This window comes from Candidatus Pantoea communis (assembly GCF_011752685.1).
In the GTDB taxonomy this organism is placed as follows: domain Bacteria; phylum Pseudomonadota; class Gammaproteobacteria; order Enterobacterales; family Enterobacteriaceae; genus Pantoea; species Pantoea communis.
The window spans coordinates 146,283-162,759 of record NZ_VWXC01000002.1 but is presented as its reverse complement, the minus strand read 5'-3'; the positions used below and the strand labels follow the sequence as shown (position 1 = coordinate 162,759).

General features: G+C 55.3%; 15 protein-coding genes. 2 read left to right on the top strand and 13 right to left on the bottom strand.

The features are described from left to right. Positions 1-3 precede the first annotated feature (3 nt). From F3J37_RS04810 to F3J37_RS04790, 5 genes are all read right to left on the bottom strand, one after another. Complete coding sequence (locus F3J37_RS04810; protein WP_166932178.1) at positions 4-753, bottom strand: ABC transporter ATP-binding protein; 750 nt, start codon at positions 751-753, stop codon at positions 4-6. Then, positions 746-1,621, bottom strand: coding sequence for an ABC transporter ATP-binding protein (locus F3J37_RS04805; protein ID WP_097116732.1), 876 nt, complete (start codon positions 1,619-1,621; stop codon positions 746-748). The genes F3J37_RS04810 and F3J37_RS04805 overlap by 8 nt, the downstream gene beginning before the upstream one ends. Beyond that, entirely contained in the window at positions 1,614-2,897 is a 1,284-nt protein-coding gene (gene livM, locus F3J37_RS04800) for a high-affinity branched-chain amino acid ABC transporter permease LivM (RefSeq protein WP_058959924.1), read from the bottom strand. Before livM ends, F3J37_RS04805 begins: the two co-directional genes overlap by 8 nt. A 10-nt stretch (positions 2,898-2,907) precedes the next feature. Continuing rightward, positions 2,908-3,822, bottom strand: coding sequence for an ABC transporter permease subunit (locus tag F3J37_RS04795; protein ID WP_160868108.1), 915 nt, complete (start codon positions 3,820-3,822; stop codon positions 2,908-2,910). Between the two features lie 80 nt (positions 3,823-3,902). After that, the gene (locus F3J37_RS04790; RefSeq protein ID WP_166932366.1) at positions 3,903-4,961 is read right to left on the bottom strand and encodes a branched-chain amino acid ABC transporter substrate-binding protein; all 1,059 of its coding nucleotides are present in this window, start codon (positions 4,959-4,961) and stop codon (positions 3,903-3,905) included. Positions 4,962-5,363: 402 nt separating this feature from the next. Between F3J37_RS04790 and F3J37_RS04785 the strand changes: the two genes are divergently transcribed. Further along, the gene (locus tag F3J37_RS04785; protein WP_097116728.1) at positions 5,364-6,812 is read left to right on the top strand and encodes an AMP nucleosidase; all 1,449 of its coding nucleotides are present in this window, start codon (positions 5,364-5,366) and stop codon (positions 6,810-6,812) included. Positions 6,813-6,860: 48 nt separating this feature from the next. Here F3J37_RS04785 and F3J37_RS04780 read toward each other — a convergent pair whose 3' ends face one another. Both F3J37_RS04780 and F3J37_RS04775 read right to left on the bottom strand, forming a co-directional pair. Then, entirely contained in the window at positions 6,861-7,583 is a 723-nt protein-coding gene (locus tag F3J37_RS04780) for a hypothetical protein (RefSeq protein WP_166932176.1), read from the bottom strand. Between the two features lie 258 nt (positions 7,584-7,841). Beyond that, positions 7,842-9,140 (bottom strand): NCS2 family permease, encoded by a 1,299-nt coding sequence (locus F3J37_RS04775; RefSeq protein WP_211728366.1) that lies wholly within the window; start codon positions 9,138-9,140, stop codon positions 7,842-7,844. Between the two features lie 416 nt (positions 9,141-9,556). Here F3J37_RS04775 and F3J37_RS04770 point away from each other — a divergent pair, with 416 nt between their 5' ends. Further along, positions 9,557-10,303, top strand: coding sequence for a response regulator (locus F3J37_RS04770; protein ID WP_058959928.1), 747 nt, complete (start codon positions 9,557-9,559; stop codon positions 10,301-10,303). On the opposite strand, the gene F3J37_RS04765 is transcribed toward F3J37_RS04770, so the two are convergent. The 6 genes from F3J37_RS04765 to F3J37_RS04740 form a co-directional block, all read right to left on the bottom strand. After that, positions 10,240-11,292 carry a carbohydrate kinase family protein gene (locus F3J37_RS04765; protein WP_166932174.1) on the bottom strand — a complete coding sequence of 351 codons (1,053 nt, stop codon included), beginning with the start codon at positions 11,290-11,292 and terminating at the stop codon, positions 10,240-10,242. The genes F3J37_RS04770 and F3J37_RS04765 overlap by 64 nt on opposite strands. Position 11,293: 1 nt before the next feature. After that, positions 11,294-12,154, bottom strand: a complete 861-nt coding sequence (locus F3J37_RS04760) for a ketose 1,6-bisphosphate aldolase (RefSeq protein ID WP_166932172.1) — start codon at positions 12,152-12,154, stop codon at positions 11,294-11,296. 11 nt (positions 12,155-12,165) lie between these two features. Then, complete coding sequence (locus F3J37_RS04755; RefSeq protein ID WP_166932170.1) at positions 12,166-12,849, bottom strand: D-lyxose/D-mannose isomerase; 684 nt, start codon at positions 12,847-12,849, stop codon at positions 12,166-12,168. Positions 12,850-12,899: 50 nt separating this feature from the next. Further along, the gene (locus tag F3J37_RS04750) at positions 12,900-13,838 is read right to left on the bottom strand and encodes an ABC transporter substrate-binding protein (protein WP_058962098.1); all 939 of its coding nucleotides are present in this window, start codon (positions 13,836-13,838) and stop codon (positions 12,900-12,902) included. Positions 13,839-13,919: 81 nt separating this feature from the next. Further along, positions 13,920-14,903, bottom strand: coding sequence for an ABC transporter permease subunit (locus tag F3J37_RS04745; protein ID WP_097116723.1), 984 nt, complete (start codon positions 14,901-14,903; stop codon positions 13,920-13,922). Between the two features lie 10 nt (positions 14,904-14,913). Then, entirely contained in the window at positions 14,914-16,419 is a 1,506-nt protein-coding gene (locus F3J37_RS04740) for a sugar ABC transporter ATP-binding protein (protein ID WP_166932168.1), read from the bottom strand. Between the last annotated feature and the right edge of the window lie 58 nt (positions 16,420-16,477).

Here is a 16,477-nt window from a genome sequence, read left to right as displayed (position 1 = left end):
TTATTACAAACTTTTTGTCGCCACCACCGCAGGATCCGCTGCACCACCGAGATAAGCGCTGCGCACCTCATCGTTATTTAGGAGTTCTTCCCCACTGCCGCTCAGTTTTATCTCTCCGTTGACCATCACATAACCGCGATCGGCCAGTCGCAGCGCATGACGGGCATTTTGTTCTACCAGGAACAGCGTCATGCCCTGCTGGGTCAATTCACGCAGGATGCTGAAAATTTGCTTCACCACAATCGGCGCCAGCCCGAGACTCGGTTCGTCCAGCAGCAGCAGTTTTGGGCGACTCATCAACGCCCGCGCAATCGCCAGCATCTGCTGCTCCCCCCCGGAGAGTGTCATCGCACGCTGTTTGCGGCGTTCGAGCAGACGTGGGAACAGCTGGTACATCCGCTCCTTGTCCTCTTTCACAAAGCGGTCACCCACCGCAATTGTGCCCATCAGCAGGTTCTCCTCCACTGTCATATCGGGAAAAATGCGGCGGCCTTCGGGCGCTTGTGCAATGCCGCTGGCGGCGATGAAATGGGTGCTGCGATGGCTGATGGACTCGCCACGTAAGCGAATGTCACCACTGGCAATGCGCGGCTGGCCAAAAATCGACATTAGCAGCGTAGATTTTCCCGCGCCGTTAGCACCGATCAGCGCCACCGTTTCCCCCTGGTTCACCGTCAGGGAAACCTGCCTGAGCGCCTGAACCGGACCATAAAACACGTCCACCTGTTCAAAACTCAACATCGGTTCAGTCATGGTCGCTCTCCTCATCTGCGCCGAGATAAGCGGCGATAACGTTGGGATCGTGGCGAATTTGCTGAGGCGTCCCCTGTGCAATGACATCGCCATGATCCAGTACCACAATGTGATCGGAGATGCGCATGACCATCGGCATGTCGTGCTCAATCAACAACACGCTGATACGGTGATCAGCGCGTAAACGATGCAATATCTGACTCAGCGCATCGGTTTCGACCGGGTTTAATCCCGCGGCCGGCTCATCCAGACAAATCAGTTCCGGTCGCGTGCACATGGCACGCGCAATCTCCAGTCGGCGCTGCTGACCATACGAAAGTGTGCCAGCCAGTCGATTGGCGCTGGAGACCAAATCCACATTTTCCAGCCAGTAGAACGCGCGGTCTAACGCCCGATTTTCCGCTTCGCGATAACCACGGGTATTCAATACGCCGGCCAGCAGTTGACGATTGACCTGCATGTGCTGCGCCACCAGCAGGTTCTCTACCACCGACATCTCGCGGAACAAGCGGATATTCTGGAAGGTACGCGCCAGCCCAGCACGGTTAACCAGGTGCGCGCCGCCAAACATTTTGTACCACACGCGCGAACCCAGCCGTGCCGGATGAAGCCAGTCCTGCGGATGAATTTTTTGCCCCAGCACCTGGATCACATCGGTACTGCGCTGTTGGGCATTGAGTATGATGCGCCCGCCGGTGGCGCGATAAAACCCGGTCAGGCAGTTGAACACCGTGGTTTTTCCCGCCCCGTTCGGGCCGATTAATGAGGTAACCGAACCGCGCGCCACAGAAAGGCTGACATCGTTCAGGGCTTTGATGCCGCCGAAGCGCATCATTAAATGATCAACTTGTAGAATAGCATCACTCATGGCGTACTCCTTTCCGCAGCGGAACACCCACACGTGCAGTACGAACCAATCCGCGTGGTCGCCAAATCATCATTAACACCATCAGCATGCCAAACAGCAGCACACGATATTCGGCAAAACTACGCAGCAGTTCAGGCGCGACTGTCAGTACAAAAGCGGCAAGCACCACGCCCAGTGTCGAGCCCATGCCACCTAATACCACAATCGCCAGGATTAACGCTGATTCGAAGAAAGTAAAGGAAGTTGGATTCACGAACCCCTGATAGCTGGCGAAAAACACCCCGGCAATCCCGGCCGTCGAGGCACCTAACATAAAGGCGGAGAGTTTGACCAGTACATGATTAAGCCCCATGGCGCGGCAGGCAATTTCATCTTCCCGCAATGCCTCCCAGGCGCGGCCAATGGGCATGCGCGTTAACCGATGCTTGATTAACAGCACCAGCAGCACCACGAGTACCAGCACCACATAGATGAAGATGAATTTCATATTGGGGTTGTAATCGAGATGCAGAAACTCGTGATAAGGCACGCCCCCGTCCCGCGCCCGGCGAGCAAATTCGAGGCCGAAAAATGTCGGGGAAGGCACCGATACGCCATTGGGTCCACCGGTAAACGACAACCAGTTGGTTAAGACCAGACGGATGATTTCACCAAAGCCGAGGGTCACAATCGCCAGATAGTCACCATGCATGCGCAGAACCGGAAACCCCAGCAGCGCTCCGGCAAAGGCCGCCATTAATGCCGCGATCGGCAACATACTCCAGAATCCCAGGCCGAGGTACTCGTAGCCCAGTGCCAGGCCATAAGCGCCGATGGCATAAAATGCGACATAACCCAAATCAAGTAATCCCGCCAACCCCACCACAATATTGAGCCCCAGCCCCAGCAGCACATAAATCAGCCCCAGAATGGCCACGGTTAACAGGTATTTACTCGATAGAAATGGAAAGGCAAATGCAGCAATCAATAACAGCGGCAATATCCAGCGCATCCGCGAGCGATAACCCGGTTCGCGGACATATACGCCATCGTCATTGCCTTCAAACTTGCGTGTAAAGCGTTGTCCATAGGAGGTACGGGTGAACAGGCTGAGCATTAAGCGCCCTGCCATCACTAATCCCACTAACAGCGCCACACGTTGCGGCGACAGTGTGAAGCTGTAACCCTCCAGCACCACGCCCACGATCGGGCCAAACACCACCAGCGCAATCACTCCCGCCAGCAGTGTGTCGAGCAATGCTTCACGCACGCCCGCTTTTTGCGTCATTGCATTCATAGTGGCTTCCTCACACTTTTGCGACCAGCGGACGACCCAGCAGTCCCTGCGGACGGAAGATTAAAATCACCACCAGCAGCGAAAACGAGAACACATCTTTGTAGTCAGAGTTAACCAGCCCCGCAAACTGCGCTTCCGCTACCCCAAGCAACAGTCCACCGAGCATGGCACCGGGTAGAGAACCGATACCGCCCAGTACTGCCGCCGTAAAGGCTTTGATACCAATGATGAATCCCGCATAAAAATCAAACGTGCCGTAGTTCATGGTCACCAGCACGCCCGCCAGTCCGGCCATGGCTGCGCCGATGACAAACACCAGCGAAATCACGCGGTCAGTATTGATGCCGAGAATCGATGCCATGCGCCGATCCTGCTGAACGGCACGGCAGATGCGGCCAAGTTTGGTGTACTGAATGATCCAGGTGAGCAGCGCCATGCCACAGAACGCGGCAATCAGAATAAAGACTTTGGTCCAGGTGATTTGCACAATGCCGCCATCCACTTCCATGCGCAGCACACCCGTGAGCAGCGTCGGGATGCCCTGCTGGTTGGGCCCCTGGCTAAGCTGCACGTAGTTTTGCAGAATCAACGACATGCCGATGGCGGAAATCAACGGTGCAAGGCGTGTCGAGTTACGCAGGGGTCGATAAGCAATACGCTCGATGGCCCAGCCATAAGCCGCAGTGACAATAATGGTGAACAGCAAGGTGCCGAAAATCAGTAATGGAAAGGAGTGAATACCGAAGAAGCTCAGGAGTGCTAAGCCTATTGCGCACAAATAGGCAGAGACCATATACACCTCGCCATGCGCGAAGTTGATCATGCCGATAATGCCGTAAACCATGGTGTAACCGATGGCGATCAACCCATACACCGCGCCCAGCGTCAGGCCGTTAATCAGCTGCTGTAAGAAAAAGGCGTCCATAAATCCATCCCGCGCGTAGAGGGAGCGCATACCTCGCGCCCAATGGCGAAAGGCCCCGCGATGCGGGGCCGCGTATCGAATTACAGTTGGTGATACTTGCCTTTGTCATCCCACTGATAAACCACATAATCCGAGACTTTCAGATCGCCTTTGCCATCCCAGGCTTTTTTACCCATCACGGTATCGACGCTGTTGGCTTTTAACCAGTCACTGGCTTTGGCGTTGTCTTTACCCGCCGCTTTGTAAGCCGCCGCAATAGCCTGCACAGAGGCGTAAGCGTACAGGGTGTAACCTTCCGGTTCGAAGCCACTGGCGCGGAACTTCTCAATCACCGCTTTGCCATCCGGAATGGTGCGCGGGTCATTACCGAAGGTCATGTAAACCCCTTTGGTGTATTGAGGGCCACCTGCCGCTGTCACCATCTCTTCCGTCACGATGCAGTCTCCGGAGAAGAAGGCGGAATTCACACCCTGCTCACGCATTTGACGCACCAGCGGACCGGCTTCTGGATGACAACCACCGAAATAGACCACGTCGGGTTTCACCGCGCCAATCTTGGTGACCAGCGCATTGAAGTCTTTCTCACCGCGTGAAAGCCCTTCATACAGCACCTCTTTCACGCCACGTTTTTCCAGCGCAGCTTTGGTGGCATCGGCCAGCCCCTGACCGTAAGTGTCTTTGTCATGGATTACCGCCACCTTTTTCGCTTTCAGTTTGTCGATAATGAAGTCCGCCGCAATCGCGCCTTGCTGATCGTCACGGCCACACATGCGGAACATGGTTTTCATGCCGCGCTCGGTGATTTGCGGGTTGGTGGATCCGGGGGTGATCGCCAACACGCCAGCTTCGTCATACACCTCTGACGCGGGCATGGTAGAGGAGGAACAGAAGTGGCCCACCACCGCCATCACTTTGTCCTGATCGACGAGTCGGTTTGCTACTGATACTGCTTGTTTGGGTTCGCAGGCATCATCGCCCTGCACCAGCACAATTTTTTCGCCGTTAATACCGCCAGCGGCATTGATATCATCAGCAGCCTGACTTGCACCCTTCCAGTATTGCGCCCCGTAGGTCGCATTTGGACCAGAGAACGGGCCTGCCACACCAATCTTGATATCCGCCTGAGCGTAAAATGCCATGCTCAGACAACCTGCAAGTACCACCTTCACTGGGTGTTTCATGAATTTCAAAGACATGCTTTCAATCCTCAACGGGTCAGGAACGGAGCCATACCACGGCCTGGGAGAAATCAATTTCTGAAACTTTTGCAGCACTCTATGCAGCCGATAGGGCCACGATTTAGGATCAAGCAAGAAACTCGCCAAAGAAGACGGTCAGTGGCAGCTTTTTGCAGTGGCATCGCGCCAGGGCAGACGAGGCGCGAGGTGACATCCCTGCTAATCATAAACATAGCCAGAGTTGAGCCGCACACCAGCACCGTGATGGTGCAGAATGCGGTCGATCACAGATTATTCATCGTGCTGGGGTGTTTATCCGCTATGCTCTGGTCAAATCGGTCCACGTTTCCTGAAGGAGAATCTATGAATACGCAACGGAACGGATTGAGTAGCCAGCAGGCACTGGATGAACTGGAGCGCCTGTATGAAAGCGCAGTGGAAGCACTGCGCAACGCGATTCGCGATTTCACGACAACCGGCACGCTGCCGGATGAAGATGCGCGACAGAAAGGTCTGTTTGTTTATCCGGAACTGCGCATCACCTGGCTGGGTGAAGGCCCACAGCAAAACCGCACTCGTGCATGGGGACGTTTTACCCACACCGGCAGTTACAGCACCACCATTACCCGCCCGGCACTGTTGCGTCACTACCTGAGTGAGCAATTACAGATGCTGGAGAAAGAGTACGACGTCCTGGTTGAAGTGGTGCCTTCACAGCAGGAGATTCCGTACCCGTACGTCATTGATGGCCTGACACTGGATCGCTCGATGAGCGCCAGCATTGCGCGCCATTTCCCTACCACCGAACTGTCGCAGATTGGCGATGAAACCGCAGATGGCCTGTTCCATGCGAATGCCATTTTCCCGCTGTCACACTTCGATGCACTGCGCACTGATTTCTCACTGGCGCGTTTACGCCACTACACCGGCACAGCCGTCGAGCATTTCCAGCCGTTTGTGCTCTTTACTAACTACACGCGCTATGTCGATGAGTTTGTACGTTGGGCGATTGAGCAGGTTCAGGATCCTTCCACACCCTATGACAGCCTTGCCTGTGCTGGCGATGTGGTGATCACCGCTGACACCCAGGATCCCACGGCAATGATGTCTGATCTGGCCTGGAAGAAGCACCAGATGCCGGCCTGGCACCTGACATCACCGAATCGCCGTGGCATCACCCTTGTGAACATTGGTGTGGGTCCGTCCAATGCCAAAACCATCTGCGATCATCTGGCAGTCATTCGCCCACACGCCTGGCTGATGATTGGTCACTGCGGCGGCCTGCGTGAAAGCCAGACCATCGGTGATTACGTGCTGGCGCATGCATATTTGCGTGACGATCATGTACTGGATAGTGTGCTGCCGCCGGACATTCCTATCCCAAGCATTGCTGAAGTGCAGCGCGCGCTCTATGACGCCACCAAAGCCGTGAGCGGCATGCCGGGAGAAGAGGTGAAACAGCGTCTGCGCACCGGTACGGTAGTGACCACAGATGACCGTAACTGGGAGTTGCGTTACTCCGCTTCTGCACTGCGCTTTAACCTGAGCCGCGCGGTGGCGGTAGACATGGAGAGTGCCACGATTGCCGCGCAAGGCTATCGCTTCCGTGTACCTTACGGCACCTTACTGTGCGTCTCGGATAAGCCACTGCACGGCGAGATTAAATTGCCGGGCCAGGCGAATCGTTTCTATGAGGGGGCTATTTCTGAGCATCTGCAGATTGGCATTTGTGCGGTAGAACTGCTGCGTGCTGAGGGCGATAAGTTGCATTCAAGGAAGTTGCGCACCTTTAATGAACCCCCTTTCAGGTAAAGGTTTAACTCCGGTCCCAATGGGACCGGAGTTACATTGGATTTCAGATCAAACTTTAACCAATAGGTCTTTCACAAACCAGGCCAGCACAGCCAGAATAGCGGGCACCATAATGGACCAGGTGAGTCGGTCATTCAGCTTTTCAAATTTCACATTGAGTTTTTCAAACTTCTCATCGATCCTGACAAACTTCTTCTCAAATTTTTCATCCAGGCGTTCAAACTTCACATCGATGCGTTGTTCCATTTTGTCTAGCTTGTCGTCGATGCGCAGTTCCATTTTGTCTAGCTTGTCGTCGATGCGCAGTTCCATTTTGTCCAACTTGTCGTCGATGCGCACTTCCAACCTTTCCAGTTTATCGTCAAAGTGAAGCGCCATTTTTCCCAACTTATCGTCGAAATTCAGCGCCATAGTCCCCAGTTTATCGTCGAAGTGCAGCGCCATTTTTCCCAACTTATCGTCGAAATTCAGCGCCATAGTCCCCAGTTTATCGTCGAAGTGCAGCGCCATCTTTTCGAACTTACCATCGGTACGCTTTTCCGACTTTCCCATTTCTCCCAGCAATTCGGTACGCAGCGTGCCGATATCGGCCTTAGTCGCAAAATTCTCGGATCGCGCGGTCAGGACGGCAACATCCTGTTGAATTTGATGCGTAGTTTTTTCCAGTAACCCGACTCGTTGAGTTAACTCTTCCATTTTTGAATCTCCGATATTCCTGACGACATAGATAAGTGGTGGAAGAAACGGGGCAGTACGCATGGCGTATTCCATTACAAACCTCCAGAGAGTCCCGGCTATCTCTTCACCTTGCAGCGTAGTGAAACAGATTCGAGCCGATTAAACATTCCACGAACCCGCCATTCGCGGCAAAAAAGTTCAGGCAGGCATCAATACGTCGCACAGGCTAAAACTGGCAGAGAAATAACAAAAGCAGTCACAGTGAGGGATTGCGAGAGATGGCACATAAAATATTGGTGGGGATGAAACAGAAAACACGGAAGCCCGAGCGGGCTTCCGGAAACCCAAAACTTAAGCGCTCAGCCAGCCCAGTTTGATGACGAACAGAATCGAGAGAATCACCAGTGCAGCATTGATCTCTTTCGTACGACCACTCAGCAGTTTTACCACGGTCCAGGTAATGAAACCGAAGGCGATACCGTTGGCGATGGAGTAAGTCAAAGGCATGGTCAGCGCGGTGACGGTCACTGGCGCAGCCGTGGTGATGTCTTTCCAGTCAATTTCGGCCAAACCAGATGCCATCAACACCGCCACAAACAGTAATGCCGGTGCGGTGGCGTAAACCGGGACGCTACCCGCCAGCGGCGAGAAGAACAGGCTCAGCAGAAAAAGCACAGCGACGACAATCGCTGTCAAACCAGTACGACCACCAGCACTGACACCCGCAGCCGATTCAACATAGCTGGTGGTCGTTGAGGTACCCAGCAGTGAACCAAACAGCGCAGCCGCACTGTCAGCGATTAACGCACGGCCCATTTTCGGCACATTACCCTGCTCATCCGCCAGACCCGCACGCTTGGTCACGCCCAGCAGCGTACCGGTGTTATCGAACACATCCACAAACAGGAAGGCGAAGATAACGCTCACCAGACCCACGTTAAATGCACCGGCGATATCCAGTTGCATAAAGGTGGGTGCAATAGAAGGGGGTGCTGAGAACACGCCACCAAATGGCGTCAGACCAATGCCCATCGAGATAAAGGTCACGACCAGGATGCCGATCAACACTGCGCCGGTCACGCGACGCGCTTCCAATGCCACAATGATGAAGAAGCCTAACAGTGCCAGCAGCGGACCCGGTTTGGTCAGATCGCCCAGGCCAACCAGTGTAGCCGGGTTATCCACCACGATGCCCGCGCCTTCCAGCGCAATCAGTGCCAGGAACAAGCCGATACCGGCAGCGATACCCGCGCGCAGAGGCAGCGGAATACTGGCAATAATCCACTCACGAATTTTGAAAATTGACAGCGCAAAGAAGATCACCGCTGACAGGAACACCGCGCCGAGTGCGATCTGCCAGGTGTAGCCCATGTGCAGCACAACGGTATAAGTGAAGAAAGCATTGAGCCCCATGCCCGGTGCCAGCGCGATGGGATAGTTGGCGATCAGCCCCATCAGCACACAGCCAATTGCCGCCGCTAAGCAGGTCGCCACAAAGACCGCACCTTTATCCATGCCGGTCGCACCGAGAATGCTCGGGTTAACAAACAGAATGTAGGCCATGGCCAGGAAGGTAGTGATACCCGCAATGATTTCGGTGCGCACGGTGGTGTTGTGCGCTTTAAGTTTGAAGAGTTTTTCTAACATCATCATCTCTCATGAGCGGAGACGGCACGGGTGCACGTTCTCTCTTGCCAATGTGGTTAACAAACTAATTATTGTATTGATGAAAGCGACACACGCTGGACCCAAGGCAGACACACCTTCCGCTTTCCCCTGTCCACATAGCAATAGCTATGCCATCACCGTACGCAATCGTTTACGTTTCAAAATGCGGTTACGGTTAGGATAATTCTGAACCCGAACAGGGCGCGATTATGGTGCATTGCACCATGGCTGCGCAATCGTTTTCCCTTCTACTGCCTTCCGGAGGAAAAAGATTGCGGCAACGCACGCTTTCGCACACTGCTCAGCGATGGCGCTCACGTTTCTGCAGCACAGGACAGCAGCTCAAAAACATCGGGTTACACTGCTTTTAACCCTTTCGCAACATAAGAGACAGCGCAATGAAGCCCGCGATTTTGGTCGTTGATGATGATCGTGCCGTGTGTGAATTGCTGCACGATGTTTTGAGTGAACATGTGTTTACCGTCTACAGCTGCCATCAGGGCAAAGATGCCCTTGCGCTGCTCAGCCTGCATCCCGAGATCTCCCTGGTGATGCTGGACATGATGCTACCGGACACCAACGGCTTACTGGTGCTGCAACAGATGCAGCGGCAGCGGCCGGACCTGTTGGTCATCATGCTGACCGGGATGGGGTCGGAAGCAGATATGGTGGTGGGATTAGAGATGGGTGCGGATGATTACATCGCCAAACCCTTTAATCCTCGGGTGGTTGTCGCGCGCGCGCGTGCAGCACTGCGCCGCTGTGGACGTTTGACACAAGCTGATGCACAGCAGGATGAAGGATGGCAATTCAATGGCTGGCGGCTGGATGATGCGCGTTGTCAGTTGTTTAATCCTCAGCGCGAAAGTGTCGCCCTCACTCAAGGCGAATATACCCTGTTGCGCGCCCTGGTGGGTCACGCACGCAAAGTGCTGACGCGCGATCAACTGCTGGAACTGACTCACAATGAGAGTCTTGAGGTGTTCGACCGCACCATAGACGTGCTCATCATGCGACTGCGGCGGAAAATCGAAGCCAATCCACACCAACCCAGCCTTATCCGCACCATCCGTGGCCTCGGTTACGTATTTTCCGCTGATGTATTGCGTCCGGCTTCAGCCGCGCGTGAAACACAGATTGCCTGATTCATCCAGCGCTGCATCTCGGCCAATGGCCGCGTGCCGTCCAGCGCATTCGCTGCATGCAAATTGAAACAAGCGCAGGTATGTGCCAGCTTCAATGTCTCCAGCAGGGGCCAACCTTCATGACTGGCATATAACACCCCAGCACAAAACGCATCTCCCGCCCCAACGCTGCCCTCAATCTCCTCTGGTTTCAGGCACCACGCCGGCTGCCACCCTGCTTCACCCCTGCTCTCTTGTCCCCAGGCACCTTCAGGGGCATGGATCACCACGCGTTGGCGCACGCCCTGTTCCAGTAACCAGGCGGCGGCCTCGGCAAACGCGCTGGGTGCTGCCAGCCCCGAAGCGCTGCGCAGCGTCACGCCAGTGAGTGACTGCGCCTCCAGTTCATTAATCACCAGATAATCGAGCCAGCGTAACGCCGGCACCACCAACGGGCGATACTCCCCGGTTAGCGACACCAAATCCAGCGAAGTGAGGTAACCCCGTTGCTGCATTTGTGCCAGCAGATGCGCGCTGCGCGTACCAAAAATCTCATCAGGCTGGTCGAGACTATCCAGCAACAACAAATAGCCGAGATGAAATATACGATGTGAAGTGACAACTTCAGCAAAATGGGGCAAATCCAGTTCGGCATTGGCGCCGCGGGCATGGAAAAACGTGCGTTGACCATCGGGCGTGGTCATCACTTGTGTCATCGCCGTGCTGACATTGCGCGTGCGTTGTACAAACTGACGATCAATCTGATGATCGTCCAGCAACTGCACGATGTAATCACCGTCATTGTCCCCGCCCACCATGCCGACACCGGCCAGCGGCAAATTGACCTGCATGCGCGCCAGGGTGAACAGCACATTCAGTGCAGCGCCTCCGCTGCACTTCTCACTGTGGGTGATCTCCGCTAACCAGCCTTGTTCTGGCCAATGCGTGATACGTTGTACATGATCCACCAGCATACTGCCCGCACCGAGAATACCGTTGCGTTGCACCATGTCAGGCCCTCCCGGCGCTGCCAAACACCTGCATCTGCTGCGCCACCACATTGGCAATATCGTGTTCTACCGCCATCAGCAGTTCAGCAAACGAGTCGTAGCGCGCATCACGCTGAGTAATTTGCTTTTCTATCGCGCCTAGTGCGGCTTGTGACATGCCGGTATAGAAATTGATTTTATGAATGCCCAAACTGATGGCGTGGCGGAAATCGGCATCACTGATCCCTGAACCGCCATGCAGCACCAAAGGAATGCCTGCCGCCGAGCGAATTGCCGCCAGACGCTCAAAGTCGAGCTTCGGCTCACCTTTGTATTTGCCGTGCGCGTTGCCAATCGCTACGGCGAGACAATCGATCCCGGTTGACTGGACAAACTCCGCCGCCAGAGCAGGATCGGTGAATTTGTTGCTGTCGGCCTCACCAAACAGCGCCCCACCTTCATCACCGCCCACCGCGCCCAGTTCCGCTTCAACCGAAACGCCAATGGCGTGGCACATCTTCACCACTTCGCGGGTCTGGCGCACATTCTCTTCATAACTGAGAGTTGAGCCATCAAACATCACCGAAGTAAATCCGAGGCGAATCGCCTGCATCACCGCCTCAAAGTGCAAACCATGGTCGAGATTGAGCACTACCGGAATATCGTGCAGTGCGGCTTCTGTGCGAATCGCCGCAATCAGATGCTCGAGGCTGACATACTTAAAATGCACTTCCGCGATGTTGATGATAAAAGGCGACCGTTGTTGCTCAGCCGCCTGGAACAGCGCACGCAGAAAATGGGTATCCAGTACGTTGAATGCGCCGAGCGCGTATTGATGTTGCTGCGCGTGGGCCAGGCCTTGCGCCAGTGAAATCAGTGCCATCGTGAACTCCTTTATGCCAGCCAGCGGTGATATTCGTTGCACAACAGCCAGCGCGGATCTTCATCCTCATCAATCGGATTAAAGCGCGCCAGCGGTGTGAGAAAGACGTTGTCATGCTCGTCATCGTTGGGCATCGAGACTTCGCCAACCAGCACATCGCCATAGCCCTCTTCGCCCCAGAAACTGTGCCAGATCCCAGGCAGCAAGGTGACGCTCTCGCCAGGAGAGAGACGCAGTTGCGATCCCGCCGCGTGAGTCTGGCGGATGCCATCCAACGTGACGTTAACCGGTGAATCATCAAGCCGGTCGCCCGCGCGGTTATGCAAAGTCACGATCAGATTTCCGCCGCCGCGGTTGATGATGTCTTCCATCTTTTGTGGATGGTAGTGCATCGGCGTCACCTGCCCTTCCCGCACGTGCATGATTTTTTCAGCGTAAGGTTTTCCCCACGGCTGACCGCCGCGCGACCCGTTGCGCAGAGTAAACAGGGTTAAGCCAGTCTGAGAGAAATCATCAGCCCCGAAACTGGTGACATCCCAGCCCAGATGCAGCGCCAGCAGCTCTTCGGCGCGGCGTTTATCCAGCGCACGCCATTGGCTAAGGCCATAGTCGGCCCAGGGCGGCAGGTGCACATCCTGTCGCATAAAGAATTCGCGGGTGAGTTGCAGAATGGCGTTCACTTCGGATCGATGCATAACTCCGCTCCCAATGTGGGCGGCCCAGAGACCGCCTCAAGAAATCAACGTTATTTCACCGTCCAGCCTTTGTAGCTGCTGACAGTATTGCGATCGATCATCGTGACCGGAATCAGCACCGGTTTGTCAGGTGCGGGTTTGCCCTGCAGGATGTCGTAGCCAATCTCCACCGCTTTGGCTGCCATCACCTGCGGGTCTTGCGCTGGGGTGGCGACAAACAGCGAGCCTTTACGTTTCAGGGCTTCTTCGCCGTCTGGCGAACCATCGACGCCGACAATAAAGAACTCACTGCGCTGGGCTTGCTTGGCAGCCAAATCGGCACCAATCGCCGTTGGGTCGTTAATCGCAAACACCGCATCGATCTTCGGATTGGCAGACAGCAGTCCGGTCATCACTTCCAGGCCACCATCGCGACTGCCCTTGGCGTTCTGGTTATAGGAGAGCAGTTTGATATCGGGATGAGTTTTCAGCTCGTTCATACAGCCTTCAACCCGGTTTTGCACTGCTGACACCGGTGGTCCGTTGATGATCACCACGTTGCCTTTATCTTTCAGGCGATCAGAGATGTATTTACAGGCCATCGCTCCTGCCTGGGTGTTATCGGAGGTAATGGTGGCATTGGCACCGTCAGCCGCCACGTCGACCGCCACCACCACGATGCCTGCATCACGCGCACGTTTCACCGCGGGAGCGATGCCTTTGGAATCCGCGGCGTTAAGGATGATCATGTCCACTTTGGCGGCGATGAAGTTATCTATCTGCGCCACCTGCTGACCAAGATCGTAACCGCTGGAGACCAGCGTCACATTGACCTTGTCGCCGGCCAGTTCACGCGCCTTCAGCTCAGCACCTTTAGTGATCTGCACGAAGAACGGGTTGGCGAGATCGCCGACGGTGACACCAATGGATTTGAGTTCTTTTGCCTGCACCAGTGGCGCACTCAACAACGTCGCCGCCAGCAGTCCGGTCAGAATCGGATTAAAACGCATAGTCGATGTTCTCCTGCTTTTTTGATTATGTTGGCGATCCAGCAGATCGCCGTTGTGTGACAGCCTGTTGCAAATACACCCTTAACCCACGTGATGACGTGTGCGGTACTTATCGATGAGTACGGCAATGATGATCACAGCGCCCTTAATGACCAACTGCCAGAAGTAAGAAACGCCCATCAGCGTCATGCCGTTGTTCAGCGTGGCGATTATCAGCGCACCAATGAGCGTGCCGGTAATGGTGCCGATACCGCCGACAAAACTGGTGCCGCCCAGAATCACCGCGGCGATTGCATCTAACTCGTACCCCACACCCAGGTTGCCGTTGGCGCTGTAGAGGCGTGAGGCGCTCATCAATCCGCCTAATCCCGACAACATGCCGCTCATGGCATAGACAAACACCAGCACCATGCCGACCTTGATCCCGGTGAGGCGCGCCGCCTGCACGTTGCCGCCCACGGCGTAGATGTGCACACCCAGGGTGGTACGGCGCAGAATGAACCAGCACAGCGCGATGACGGCAAAGGCAATAATGATCAGCCAGGGAATCGGCCCGAGATAACCGTTGCCTATCCACTCGAAATTGATGTCAGAGTTGATGACGGTAGTGCCATTCGCCAGCAAATAAGCCGCTCCGCGCAAGGCGGTATAGGTGCCGAGCGTCACGATAAAGGGCGGTAAGCCAGCCCATGCCACCAACAGTCCGTTGAACAGGCCCATAATCAGCCCTGCGCCGAGCGCCGCCGGGATGGTCAGGCCCGCAAAGGCGGGATCCAGCGACACCACCATCGCCACGACCGCCGTGGTGCCCAGCATCGAGCCCACTGACAGATCGATCCCGCCGGTGAGGATCACAAAGGTCATCCCCGCCGCCAGCACGATATTGATCGAAGCCTGACGGGTAATATTCAGCAGGTTAGCTTCGGTAAAAAAGTTCGGCGCAACAAAACCAAATACCGCCACAATCAGGATCAAAATCGGCAAAATCCCTACCGTTTGCAGCAGGTCGCTCATCAAGGCGCGTTTAAGCGTTGGACTTTTTACGCGAGCAGTTTCACTGGTCATTGTGGTCTCCTCAGGCCTGTACCGGCTGCGCGCCGGTGGCCAGTGTCATAATGTTTTCCTGGCTAATCTCAGCGCCGCTCAACTCTCCGGCAATACTGCCCTCACGCATCACATACACGCGGTCACTCATCCCGACCACCTCCGGCAGTTCGCTGGAGATCATCAAAATCGCCACGCCCTGTTGCGCCATCTGGTTCATCATGCGGTAGATTTCACTCTTGGCGCCGACGTCCACGCCGCGTGTGGGCTCATCTAGCAGCAGAATGCGTGGTGCAATCGCTACCCAGCGTGAGATCAGCAGTTTCTGTTGATTACCGCCCGATAGCCCCCCGGCTCGTACCTGGGCGTGCGGCACACGAATGTTGAGTGATTCGATGGCATCACCGGCAATCTTTTGCCCTTTACGCCGATTAAGCAGGCCGTAGCTGGCATCGCGTTCCAGCGTCGCCATCACGATGTTTTCCTGTGCGGCCATTTCCAGGAACAGCCCCTGTTCTTTACGGTTCTCGGTGAGGAAGCCAATACCACGTGCGATGGCATCTCGCGGCGAATGAATTTTGACTTTCTCGCCATCGATCCAGATTTCGCCTCCCCTGGGTTGATGCACGCCAAAAATCAGCTGCGCCAACTCACTGCGTCCGGCACCAACCAATCCCGCCAATCCGACAATCTCCCCGGCACGCACCGAGAGACTACTGGGATGGAGTTTGCGGTTATCGGTCAGGTGATTGACGGCGAGACGGACCTCGCCGAAGGGAATGTTGCGGTCTTTATTGAACAGATCGCTCAGCGGACGGCCAACCATCATGCGCACCAGTTCACTGGCATTAAGCTGATCGCGCGTCAGGCTGCCAACATACTGCCCATCACGCAGCACGCTGACGCGATCCGAAAGCGCATACACTTCGGCCATGCGATGGCTAATGTAAATGATCGCCATGCCTTCGCTGCGCAGGCGTTTAATCAGCGCAAACAGCTGTTCGGTTTCGCGATTGGAGAGTGCTGCCGTGGGTTCATCCATCACCAGAATGCGGCTGTTGCGGTGCAGCGCGCGGGCAATCTCCACCTGCTGCTGCTCAGCGATACTGAGTTTGCTCACCAGATCGTTGGCACTGAATTGGGCACCCAGACGATTAATCACCTGCTGTGCCTCTTCCGCCATCTGCCGCCGTTTCACCAGCCCACCGCGCGTGATCTCGCTGCCGAGAAAGATGTTCTCTGCCACGGTCAGATTGGGCGCCAGATTGATTTCCTGATAAATCAGCGTGATGCCTGCTGCCAGCGCCTCTTTTGGGCCTTTGATGGCGTAGGGTTTACCGTCGATAAGAATTTCCCCGCTGCTGGCGGTATAAGCACCGGCCAGAATCTTCATCAGCGTACTTTTCCCGGCACCGTTTTCACCCATCAGCGCATGGACTTCACCCGGCCACACGGTCAGATCCACGCCCTTTAACGCGTAGAAACTGCCGAAGCGTCGGGTGATTTCGCGCATTTCTAATATCGGTGTCGCCGCCATCGCCTGGCTCCTGCTTTCTGAAGTTGTCGCCGAGTGTTGCAACGCCAGATAAATGGAA

Excerpts from the sequence above, each read along its gene's own strand:
- F3J37_RS04785 (WP_097116728.1), top strand. The coding sequence starts at position 5,364 with ATGAATACGCAACGGAACGGATTGAGTAGCCAGCAGGCACTGGATGAA.
- F3J37_RS04775 (WP_211728366.1), bottom strand. The coding sequence starts at position 9,140 with ATGATGTTAGAAAAACTCTTCAAACTTAAAGCGCACAACACCACCGTG.
- F3J37_RS04780 (WP_166932176.1), bottom strand. The coding sequence starts at position 7,583 with ATGGAATACGCCATGCGTACTGCCCCGTTTCTTCCACCACTTATCTAT.
- F3J37_RS04745 (WP_097116723.1), bottom strand. The coding sequence starts at position 14,903 with ATGACCAGTGAAACTGCTCGCGTAAAAAGTCCAACGCTTAAACGCGCC.
- F3J37_RS04765 (WP_166932174.1), bottom strand. The coding sequence starts at position 11,292 with ATGGTGCAACGCAACGGTATTCTCGGTGCGGGCAGTATGCTGGTGGAT.
- F3J37_RS04740 (WP_166932168.1), bottom strand. The coding sequence starts at position 16,419 with ATGGCGGCGACACCGATATTAGAAATGCGCGAAATCACCCGACGCTTC.
- F3J37_RS04810 (WP_166932178.1), bottom strand. The coding sequence starts at position 753 with ATGACTGAACCGATGTTGAGTTTTGAACAGGTGGACGTGTTTTATGGT.
- F3J37_RS04790 (WP_166932366.1), bottom strand. The coding sequence starts at position 4,961 with ATGGCATTTTACGCTCAGGCGGATATCAAGATTGGTGTGGCAGGCCCG.
- livM (WP_058959924.1), bottom strand. The coding sequence starts at position 2,897 with ATGAATGCAATGACGCAAAAAGCGGGCGTGCGTGAAGCATTGCTCGAC.
- F3J37_RS04770 (WP_058959928.1), top strand. The coding sequence starts at position 9,557 with ATGAAGCCCGCGATTTTGGTCGTTGATGATGATCGTGCCGTGTGTGAA.
- F3J37_RS04795 (WP_160868108.1), bottom strand. The coding sequence starts at position 3,822 with ATGGACGCCTTTTTCTTACAGCAGCTGATTAACGGCCTGACGCTGGGC.
- F3J37_RS04755 (WP_166932170.1), bottom strand. The coding sequence starts at position 12,849 with ATGCATCGATCCGAAGTGAACGCCATTCTGCAACTCACCCGCGAATTC.
- F3J37_RS04805 (WP_097116732.1), bottom strand. The coding sequence starts at position 1,621 with ATGAGTGATGCTATTCTACAAGTTGATCATTTAATGATGCGCTTCGGC.
- F3J37_RS04760 (WP_166932172.1), bottom strand. The coding sequence starts at position 12,154 with ATGGCACTGATTTCACTGGCGCAAGGCCTGGCCCACGCGCAGCAACAT.
- F3J37_RS04750 (WP_058962098.1), bottom strand. The coding sequence starts at position 13,838 with ATGCGTTTTAATCCGATTCTGACCGGACTGCTGGCGGCGACGTTGTTG.